The organism is Pelorhabdus sp. sgz311002 (genome assembly GCF_056134285.1).
Map to the genome: position 1 here is coordinate 42,325 of NZ_JBWBCL010000018.1, position 11,191 is coordinate 53,515.

The following is an 11,191-nucleotide window of genomic DNA, read 5'->3' on the forward strand; positions in this document are numbered from 1 at the left end:
TGCTCGCGAGGCAGTGCTGTTTTTTCATACTGCAATATAGCATTTTAGTGTAATGGAGGTTTCTATGGCAGGAAAAACAGAAGGCGAGCAGACTCCCTTTGTTCATCTTCATGTTCACACAGAATACAGTTTACTTGATGGGGCCAGCCGCATTGATCGACTGATCAGCCGGGCGAAGGAAATGAATATGCCGGCGATTGCCATTACTGATCATGGCGTGATGTACGGTTGTATTGATTTTTATAAAAAAGCCAAAAAGGCTGGTATTAAACCAATTATTGGCTGTGAAGTCTATGTAGCGCCAAAGTCGCGGTTAGAGAAAACGACAAGAGAAGGCGATGCCTATTTCCATCTGATTTTACTAGCCGAGACGAATGAAGGCTACCGAAACTTAATTGAGCTGGTATCACGGGGGAATACAGAGGGATTTTATTATAAACCGCGAATCGATCGCGAATTGCTGCGGCAGTATAGTAAAGGGATCATTGTACTGAGCGCCTGTATTGCCGGGGAAATTCCTGCCCAGATTTTACGAGGAAATTTACCGAAGGCGGAAGAGATTTTACAAGAATATCTTGATATTTTCGATACAGATCATTTCTTTTTAGAAATACAAGATCATCGTTTGCCAGAAGAGAAAACGGCAAATGAAGCATTGATTCTTTTGGCAAAAAAATATGGTCTTGGCTTAGTCGCTACGAATGATATTCACTATATTCAGCGGCAGGATGCGGAATTTCATGATGTGTTATTATGCATCCAGATGGGAAAAACGGTTGATGAACCAAATCGGATGCGGTTTCCTAATGATCAATTTTATGTAAAATCAGGCGAAGAAATGGCTGCATTATTTCCTGGTCAGCCGGAAGCGCTAGCGAATACCTTAAAGATTGCCGAACGCTGTCAAGTGGATTTTGACTTTGATCATTATCATTTACCGGAATTCCCGGTGCCGGAAGGTTATACCGCTCAATCTTATCTTCGCCTGCTTTGTGAAAGAAATTTAGAGCGCTGTTACCAAAGTGTAACTGATGAAATAAAAAAACGTCTCGATTATGAATTATCTATTATTCATGATATGGGTTTCGATAGCTATTTTCTGGTTGTGTGGGACTTTGTGGACTATGCCCGGCGGAATGGAATTCCCGTAGGACCTGGCCGCGGTTCAGCTGCCGGCAGTGTCGTATCATATCTTCTCCGAATTACCAATATTGATCCATTGCAGTATGGATTGCTTTTTGAACGCTTCTTAAATCCAGAACGGGTTACCATGCCTGATATTGATATTGATTTTTGCTATGAAAAACGCGGTAGGATTATTGAATACGTAGCTCAGCGTTACGGTGCGGATCATGTAGCCCAGATTATTACTTTTGGTACGATGGCGGCAAAGGCCGCAGTACGTGATGTGGGCAGAGCGTTAAATCTTTCCTATGGCGAAGTTGATAAGATAGCCAAGTTGATTCCTAACGAACTTGGCATTACTTTAAAAAAAGCGCTTGTTCAAAGTCATGAACTGAAAAATCTCTATGAGACAAATGAAGAAGCCAAAAAACTCCTTGATCTAGCTCAGGCGGTAGAAGGACTACCGCGGCATGCTTCGACTCATGCAGCGGGACTGGTTATTGCTAGGCAGCCTTTAACAGAATATGTACCGCTCCAAAACTCCACTGAAGGTTTTTTAACGACGCAGTATGATAAAGATTTGATTGAAGAACTCGGTCTGCTTAAGATGGATCTGCTGGGATTGCGTACTTTGACTGTGATTGGCGACGCTGTTGATTTAATTAGAGAAAATCATGACAGCGCTTTTGACATTGAGGCCATTGCCTTAGCGGATGAAATAACTGCTGCAATTTTAGAAAAAGGTGAAACTTCGGGTGTCTTTCAAATGGAATCATCAGGCATGACTCATTTAGTCAAGGAATTAAAACCTAGTTGCTTTGCCGACCTTATTCCCCTTGTAGCCTTATATCGACCAGGGCCATTAGGCAGTGGTATGGTAACAGATTTTATTGAAGGACGTCATGGCCGCAAAACAGTGAAATATTTGCATCCGTTGCTTGAACCCATTTTAAAGGATACTTTTGGTGTTATCTTATATCAGGAACAGGTTATGCAGATCGCCTCTGTGCTTGGTGGATTTACTTTAGGCGAAGCAGATCTTTTGCGGCGCGCCATGGGGAAAAAGAAACATGAAGTTCTTATGGCCCAGAAAGATCATTTTGTTCAAGGTTGCATCAATAATGGACTTGAGAAAGGTTTTGCGATTGAAGTCTTTGATTTGATGGCTCATTTCGCCGATTACGGCTTTAATAAATCGCATAGTGCTGCTTATGCTTTGGTAGCGTATCAGACGGCGTATTTAAAAGCACATTATCCCCAGGAATTTATGGCCGCTCTGTTAACAAGCGTTATTGGCGCCAACGAAAAAGTTGGGCAGTATATTGAAGAGTGTCGCCGCTTAAAAATTGCAATTTTGCCGCCTGATATTAATGAAAGTCAGTCGCGGTTTTCTGTAAGTGAGCAAGCGATTCGCTTTGGCTTGGCCGCTGTAAAAAATGTGGGTGAGGGCGCCATTGAAAGTATTATTACAGCTCGCAGGCAAGACGGAAAATTTACATCTATGATTGATTTTTGCCGTCGCGTTGATATGCGGCTTGTTAATAAGCGGGTCATGGAAAGTCTTATTTTATGCGGCGCTTTTGATTCTTTAGGGTATAAGCGCTCACAACTGAAACAGGTTATTGATAAAGTTGTCGAAACAGCCCAACAACTGCAAAAAGATTTACAAAGCGGCCAAATTGGTCTGTTTGGCGACGACGATCTGACAAATCAGGTGCATATCGACCTTCCTGATCTGCCAGAGTTGCCGTTGTTAGAGCGTTTGGCCATGGAAAAAGAAATCATCGGCTTTTATATTACGGGTCATCCCCTTGATTCTTATCGCGAACAGTTTCGCTCTTTGACGGCGATCAAGGATATTTTGTCAGGCGATCTTGCAGATGGTCGGACCGTACGTATTGGCGGTATGATTATTGGCGCGAAGCGAATCAGCACCCGAAATGGTGAGCTTATGTGTTTTTTAGAGCTGGAAGACCTGACGGATCATATCGAAATTGTTGTATTTCCTCGCGTTTTTGACCAATATAGTTCGCTGTTGCTATTAGATAAAGCAGTGATTATACAGGGACGTATCAGTAAAAATGAAGAATCTGCTAAGATTTTAGCAAGTACGATTCGCGAATTAGGTGCAAGTACTGCCGACAGTAATAAAGAAGTGCATATTCGTATTGCTGTTCACCAGGAAACACCAGAAATTATGGCTAAATTGAAAGATTTGCTTGAGGCGAAAGCTGGAGAGTCGGTTGTGTATCTTCACTTTGCTGGCAATAAAAAAGTAATTAAAACAGATCGCGGTTTTTGGGTTGATTTATCGACAGATATTGTGCCTAAACTGCTCCAGTTGCTTGGTTCTGGTTCGGTAACAGTTGCTTAATATGGAATAAATAAAAAGACAGTCCTTTAGTCGGTATGAATTGCCCCCAATCAATTAGACCATAAAAATCTAACTTTTTGGGGGCATATCAGAATGTATGACTTAAAGGGCTGTTTTTATTTTGACGGGATGAACAGCAGGGCTGCTGCCGCGGCGCCTTCTCGCGCATATTGTTTTGCTGTGAAATAAATATTGTTAGGTAGCGGGGCCGGAGCGCCTGTTGCTTCAAGGCCTATTTGGTTGGCGAGCAGTAGAGCGCGGTGTATGTGAGAAGTGTTTGATACGATGATCGCATTATGACAGTTCATTTCTTCCATGATTTTTTTTGAGTTTGCTAAATTTTGATAGGTATTATAAGAGTGTTCTTCCACATAAATCACATCTTCTGATACGCCTTGCTGTAAAAAGTAGTCTTTCATAGCTTGTGCTTCTGAAATATCTTCATCGGAGCCTTTAGCGCCGCTCACGATGATTTTTTTTGCATACCCTGCTTCATAAAGACGGTAAGCCTCTTGCAGCCTTAATTGAAGCACTGCACTAGGTTCATGACCGATTAATCGAGCGCCTAGTACAATGAGTACATCACTGGGCTTAGGTTGACTTGTCAGGCCCGCATCGATGATGGGAACTTCGATGAAGAGAAAAAACGTGAGTAGAATGGTCGCGGTGAGAAACGCTTTTTTTGCTGTGATCAACCTAATTCCTCCTTTAAGAAGAAGCATTCTCATATATTATACTCGTTTTTGGTGTAAAGAAAAAGCTGCTCCTGGCGGAGCAGCTACCATTACTGATTTTGTTTTTACAGAATGCCTGTAATGGAATGAAGCAAAATAATGAGGAAAACCATACAGGTTTTAATAACAGTCATAGCAAAAATATCTGGGTAGGATTCGCGGTGAGTCATACCGCAAACGGCGAGAAGCGTGATGACTGCGCCGTTATGAGGAAGCGTATCCATGCCGCCGGAAGCCATGGAAGCGACACGGTGAAGAATTTCCGGGGACATTCCAATGGAATTTGCCCAGGCGAGCCAGTCTTTAGACATTAAATCTAGGGCAATAGACATACCGCCGGAAGCGCTGCCTGTGACACCAGCTAGTACGTTTACGGTAACGGCTTCTGATACGAGCGGGCTGCCACCGACTTTGATGGACATGAGAGCAGCGGAAATGTGTTTAAAGCCGCTTAAGGACGCAATTACGTTGCCGTAACCTACTTCAGAAGCTGTGTTCATAATGGCAAGCAGGGAACCGATAGTACCAGCGTTTAACGCTTTGATCAAGCCACCAGAAGAAAGTCTTGTAAAGCCGAGAGCAATGGCCAACAAAATGCCTGAAACTAGAGCGATAATGAGTGACCAAATGCCAAGAACATTTTTGACGCTGGCTGCTACAAGCGGCAGCTTCATATCTTGGAATACCTTTAAAATTGCGGGATCCCACTCAACGCGGGTCATCATAAAATTGATTACTAGAACAGCCAACAGCGGTAAAATAGCAAGCTGCCAAGGCGGTAAATTCGTTTCGTTTTTTACTTCTGGTTCATTTAACGTGTGATTGCCATAGCCTTCACCGGCTGCCGCAGCAGCTTTGCGGCGGTGTTCTAAGTAGAAAAGGCCTAAGGTATAAATTGAAATGCCGCCGATAATGCCGAGAATAGGTGCGGCATAAATATTCGTGCCAAAGAAGTTTGTTGGGATAAGGTTTTGAATTTGCGGCGTTCCTGGGAAGCAATCCATGGTAGCCGTAAAAGCGCCAAGAGCAATAGAACCAGGTAACAGCCGTTTGGGAATGTCTGCTTCTTTATACAAAGCTGCAGCAAACGGATATACGGCAAATACAACGACAAAGAGGCTTACGCCGCCGTAGGTAAGGACCGTACAGGCGAGAACAACAGACAAGATAGCGCGTTCTCTACCGAGCGATTTTATAATGGCATGGGCAATTGATTTTGCCAAGCCGGTATCTTCCATAACTTTGCCAAAAACAGCGCCGAGCATAAACACAGGAAAAAATGATTTGATGTAGGTGACCGCTTTGGCCATAAATAATTCTGTATAAGCTGGCATGAGCGGAAGTCCCGAAAGCGAGGCTGCCAATAAAGCAAAAACCGGGGCGAAGAGGATCACGGAAAAGCCGCGGTAAGCAAAAAACATGAGAAGAAATAGACTTAAAATAATACCTATGACTTCCATTGTAGTCCACCGTCCTTTGTCAAGTTATTTTAGCTTATCACTCATACCAAGGAAAAGTTTGATCTTCACCTCCCTCAATAACGAATCAATATAGGGTATATACTTATTATGTTTAAAATGCAAGATTTATACCTGGAATCTTATTTTCTATTGAATAAGTGAGCTAAGAAGAGTGTGGATGAGAAAATAGAAATGTAAAAAATATAAGTTTTTTTTAATTAGATTGAATATATAAAAAATAGTGATTATTTTGTCCGATTGCGTCTAAATTTATATACATATTATGTCCAGAAATTGATCTTCTAGACAACGTAAGACGGCGGCGCTACTGCGCCGCCGTCCATAAAACCCTCACTTCAACATCATACATACAATGCAAAAATACAAACTACTTTTCTTATTTCTCTATTTTTATATTTTGTTGTTTTATAAAATACCTGTTACAGAGTGAATTAAAATAATGACAAAGCACATGAATGTTTTAATACAAGTCATGGCAAAAATATCAGGGTATGATTGTCTATGTGTCATACCGCAAACGGCGAGAAGCGTGATGACTGCACCGTTATGAGGAAGCGTATCCATGCCGCCGGAAGCCATGGAAGCGACACGGTGAAGAATTTCCGGGGACATTCCAATGGAATTTGCCCAGGCGAGCCAGTCTTTAGACATTAAATCTAGGGCAATAGACATACCGCCGGAAGCGCTGCCTGTGACACCAGCTAGTACGTTTACGGTAACAGCTTCCGATACGAGCGGGCTACCGCCGACTTTGATGGACATGAGAGCAGCGGAAATGTGTTTAAAGCCGCTTAAGGACGCAATTACATTGCCGTAACCTACTTCAGAAGCTGTGTTCATAATGGCAAGCAGGGAACCGATAGTACCAGCGTTTAATGCTTTGATCAAACCACCTTTTGGCAGCTTTGTAATTCCTAGTAACACAGCTAGAACAATACCGCAGATCAAGGCGATAATCAGAGCCCAAATACCGAGAACGTTTTTTATACCAGCTGCAACAAGGGGAATTTTCATGTCTTGGAAAATAGTAATTAATGAAGGGTCCCAATTTACTTTTGTAATCAAGAGATTTACGACCAGAACAGTAATTAATGGAAGAATTGCTACATACCAAGGCGGAAGTGTTACGTCTTCTTTTACTTCAGGCTCATTTAAGGTATGGTTACCATAGCCTTCGCCAGCGGCCGCAGCTGCTTTACGACGATGTTCCAAGTAAAAAAGACCTAATGTGTAGATTAGAATACCGCCGATAATGCCGAGGATTGGCGCCGCATAGATTGTTGTGCCGAAAAAGTTAGTAGGAATGAGATTTTGAATTTGTGGTGTGCCAGGAAAGGAATCCATTGTAGCGGTAAAGGCGCCGAGGGCAATGGTACCAGGTAATAGGCGTTTGGGAATATCTGCTTCTTTATATAATGCTGCAGCAAAAGGATAGACTGCAAATACAACGACAAATAAACTAACACCGCCATAAGTTAACACCGTACAGGCTAGTACGACAGAGAGAATCGCTCTTTCTTTGCCCAGTGACTGAATGATGGAACGAGCAATTGCTTTGGCAAGTCCAGTGTCTTCCATGACTTTGCCGAAAACGGCTCCTAACATAAAGACGGGGAAAAACGATTTGATGTAGACAACTGCTTTAGCCATAAATAATTCCGTATAAGCAGGCATCAGGGGTAATCCTGACATAGAAGCGGCAAGAAGGGCGAAAACAGGAGCGAATAAAATAACCGAGAAACCGCGATAGGCAAAAAACATAAGTAAAAACAGACTGAGGAGAATACCAATTACATCCATTCTAAAATCACCATCCTAAGTAAAGTTTGAGAAAACCGATGAAACACGTCACTCCTTTCGGGGAAAAATTTGTGATATTTATAACAAGTGTTATTGCAAGTTATATACCAAAATGAGTGGGAATTTGAAAATAGTCGTATTATTTCTAAATAAATCGTTTGAAATATATAGTGAATTTTATGAAGTCAAAAAAAACAGAAAAATTATTTGTGATTACTGTGCACTAATATGTACATAAAATGTCTATTAATTAGACATGTATGTCTAATATTAGACAGTTTTATCAAATGAATGGCTTGCAAATATTTTAAATAACGGGAATTGTACAAAAATATTTTGTAAGCAAACAATCGAAAACATTTGACTTTGTGAAGAAAAGTGCGAAGTTTTATTATAATTTTTCAGATTTTTAGAAATTTGGCACGGCAATTGCATTTTTTATGGCTGAATAGGTTTTGAGTTTATCTTTAAGGAGGAGTTAGATATGGCAAAAGTGATTACAAAGCAGGAAGCGGTGGCGTTGATTCATGATGGCGCAACAGTAGCAACTTCCGGTTTTCTTGGCAGCGGTCATCCTGAAGCTATTACGGCTCAAGTAGAAGAAACTTTTTTGCAGAGTCAATCACCCAAAAATCTAACCTTGGTTTATGCAGCAGGGCAAGGGGACGGCAAGGATCTTGGGTTAAATCATTTTGGTCATGCCGGGCTTGTAAAGCGAGTCATTGGCGGCCATTGGAATTTATCGCCAAAACTGGGCAATTTGGCTGTAGAAAATCAAATTGAAGCTTATAATTTACCACAAGGAACGATTGCCCAATGGTTCCGTGGAGTTGCTGGCAAAAAACCTGGCGTCATTACAAAAGTCGGTTTAAATACCTTTGTAGATCCACGGGTAGAAGGCGGTAAAATTAATGCAGCTGCTAAGGAAGATCTTGTTGAAGTTGTCGAACTCGGCGGCGAGGAGTGGCTGTGGTATAAGCCTTTCCCGATTGATGTGGCTCTTGTTCGCGGTACTAGTGCCGACGAAAAAGGTAATATTACAATTGAACGCGAAGCTGTTTCGCTCGAAATTTTACCTATTGCTCAAGCTGCCAAAGCTTCCGGTGGAATTGTTATTGTTCAAGTCGAAAGAATTGTTAAAAACGGTACCCTAGCGCCGATGAACGTGAAAATTCCTGGTTTGATTGTTGACTATATCGTTGTAGCTGAACCAGAGCATCATAAGCAGACTTATGGTGAAGCTTATAATCCGGCTTACTCTGGTGAAGTGCGCGTGCCATTAAACTCTCTACCTCCGATGAAATTAAATGAAAGAAAAGTCATTGCTCGCCGTGCCGCTTTAGAACTTATTTGTAATGCGAAAGTAAATCTTGGTATTGGCGTGCCTGAAGGAATTTCTATGGTTGCCAATGAAGAAGGAGTCGGCGACACGATGACCCTGACTGTTGAAGCTGGGCCTGTTGGCGGCGTACCTGCTGGCGGATTAAGCTTTGGTGCTACAACGAATGCCGAAGCAATTTTGGATCAACCCTACCAGTTCGACTTTTATGACGGCGGCGGTTTAGATTTAGCATATTTGGGTCTTGCCGAAACCGATCCTGAAGGAAATATTAATGTAAGTAAGTTTAAAGGTCGTGTTGCTGGTTGCGGCGGATTTATTAATATTACACAAAATGCTAAGAAAGTAGTTTATTGTGGTACCTTTACAGCCGGTGGACTCAAAGTAGCTGTTGGTGATGGCAAACTGACGATTGTTCAGGAAGGAAAGGCTAAAAAATTCCTAAAACAAGTGGAACAAATTACTTTTAGCGGCGCCTACGCTCGCAAAGTGAATCAACCTGTCCTGTATATTACCGAAAGAGCTGTATTTGAATTGACAGATAAAGGTCTTACTTTAACCGAAATTGCGCCAGGCGTAGATTTGGAAAAAGACATTTTGGCACACATGGAATTTAAGCCAGAGATTTCGCCAAATTTAAAAACTATGGATGCTCGTATTTTTACGGATGCACCTATGGGAATTAAAGAAGAAATGCTTACTTGCTAGTTTGGAGCGTCTGATGTACTAAAAGCTGAATATTTTGTAGAAAAATAGTTTGTATAAAAAATAGTTTCATGCAAAGGTATTTTGAATATTTTGGCGAAAGAGTATAATCAGACAGTTTTCTTTATAACTCATGTTTCACTAAAAAAGGCAAGAGATAAAAGGAGAGTGTATTGTAATGAAATTTGAAATGACAGAAGATCAGGCTTTAATGAAAAAACTTGTTCGTGAATTTGCTGAAGCTGAATTGGCTGAAGGCGCATCAGAAAGAGACGAAAAAGATATTTTTGACCGTAATTTATATGACAAAATGGTCGAATTAGGCTTGTCAGGAATTTGCTTCCCTGAAGAGTATGGCGGAGCTGGCGGCGACGGTCTAACTTATATTATGGCAGTAGAAGAAATCTCCCGCGTTGATGACGGTTTGGGTATTGCTCTTTCTGCTAGCGTATCGCTTTGCGCTTGGCCGATTTTTAAATATGGTACAGAAGAACAGAAGAAAAAATTCGTTACTCCTATCGCAGAAGGTACTTCTCTAGGCGCTTTTGGCTTGACAGAAGCCAATGCTGGTACTGATGCGAGTGCACAACAATCCATCGCAGTCAAAGACGGCGATGACTATATTTTAAATGGTAGCAAAATGTTTATTACGAATGCCGAAGTTGCTGATATTTATGTTGTTTTTGCTATGACTGATCGTTCGCAAGGAACGAAAGGGATTACCGCATTCATTTTGGAAAAAGGCATGCCAGGCTTTACTTTCGGTAAGAAAGAAGACAAACTTGGTATTCGTTCCTCTCAGACTATGGAATTGATTTTCCAAAACGTCCGTGTTCCAGCAGCAAATCGTCTTGGCAAAGAAGGCGAAGGCTTCAAAATTGCTATGACGACTTTAGATGGCGGCCGTATTGGCGTTGCCGCTCAGGCTCTTGGAATTGCACAAGCAGCTTTGGAACATTCTATTAAATATTCCAAAGAACGCGTTCAGTTCGGCAAACCGATTGCAAAACAGCAGTCACTTGCTTTCATGATGGCTGACATGGCTACGAAAATTGAAGCTTCTCGTTTGCTCGTATATCAAGCTGCTTATCTGAAAGATCAGGGCAAACCTTATTCGAAAGAGGCTGCTATGGCTAAAATGTTTGCTTCTGATTCAGCAATGGAAATTACGACAGATGCTGTTCAGATCTTCGGTGGTTACGGCTATTCGAAAGAATATCCTGTAGAACGTCTCTTCAGAAATGCGAAAATTTGCCAAATTTATGAAGGCACAAATCAGGTACAACGTATGGTTGTTTCTGGCGCTATCTTGCGGTAAGGGGCTTTTGCCCCCCGCTTTTACTAATGTGTAACAGGAGGCCGAAAGTATGGAAATCGTAGTTTGTGTCAAGCAAGTACCTGACACGACCGAAGTGAAAATCGATCCCGTAACGAACACGCTCGTTCGTCAGGGAGTGCCGAGCATTGTCAATCCTTTTGACAAAAATGCCTTGGAAGCGGCGCTGCAACTCAAAGAAAAAGAAGGCGGCAAAGTGACCGTCGTCTCCATGGGACCGCCTCAGGCGAAAGACGCCCTGAAAGAATGTTTGGCTATGGGAGCTGATGAAGCGATCCTGATTAGCGATCGCGCCTT

Annotated in this window: 7 protein-coding genes; 4 read left to right on the forward strand and 3 right to left on the reverse strand. The window is 42.0% G+C overall.

Annotated elements, in window-relative coordinates; translation table 11 throughout:
* Positions 1–64 precede the first annotated feature (64 nt).
* On the forward strand, positions 65–3,499 hold the full coding sequence (locus AC0NJP_RS18040; protein WP_474040681.1) for a DNA polymerase III subunit alpha: 3,435 nt from the start codon (positions 65–67) through the stop codon (positions 3,497–3,499).
* Between the two features lie 116 nt (positions 3,500–3,615).
* On the opposite strand, the gene AC0NJP_RS18045 is transcribed toward AC0NJP_RS18040, so the two are convergent.
* From AC0NJP_RS18045 to AC0NJP_RS18055, 3 genes are all read right to left on the reverse strand, one after another.
* Positions 3,616–4,194: a YdcF family protein gene (locus AC0NJP_RS18045; protein WP_474040680.1), complete on the reverse strand. Its 579-nt coding sequence runs from the start codon at positions 4,192–4,194 to the stop codon at positions 3,616–3,618.
* Positions 4,195–4,298: 104 nt separating this feature from the next.
* Positions 4,299–5,693 (reverse strand): GntP family permease, encoded by a 1,395-nt coding sequence (locus tag AC0NJP_RS18050; protein WP_474040679.1) that lies wholly within the window; start codon positions 5,691–5,693, stop codon positions 4,299–4,301.
* 426 nt (positions 5,694–6,119) lie between these two features.
* Positions 6,120–7,514 (reverse strand): GntP family permease, encoded by a 1,395-nt coding sequence (locus AC0NJP_RS18055; RefSeq protein WP_474040678.1) that lies wholly within the window; start codon positions 7,512–7,514, stop codon positions 6,120–6,122.
* A gap of 484 nt (positions 7,515–7,998) precedes the next feature.
* Between AC0NJP_RS18055 and AC0NJP_RS18060 the strand changes: the two genes are divergently transcribed.
* The 3 genes from AC0NJP_RS18060 to AC0NJP_RS18070 form a co-directional block, all read left to right on the forward strand.
* Entirely contained in the window at positions 7,999–9,561 is a 1,563-nt protein-coding gene (locus tag AC0NJP_RS18060; protein WP_474040677.1) for an acyl CoA:acetate/3-ketoacid CoA transferase, read from the forward strand.
* A gap of 175 nt (positions 9,562–9,736) precedes the next feature.
* Positions 9,737–10,876: an acyl-CoA dehydrogenase gene (locus AC0NJP_RS18065; protein WP_474040676.1), complete on the forward strand. Its 1,140-nt coding sequence runs from the start codon at positions 9,737–9,739 to the stop codon at positions 10,874–10,876.
* A 49-nt stretch (positions 10,877–10,925) separates the two neighbouring features.
* Positions 10,926–11,191 (forward strand): adenine nucleotide alpha hydrolase family protein (locus AC0NJP_RS18070; RefSeq protein WP_474700681.1); only part of this gene is annotated, 266 nt, incomplete at its 3' end.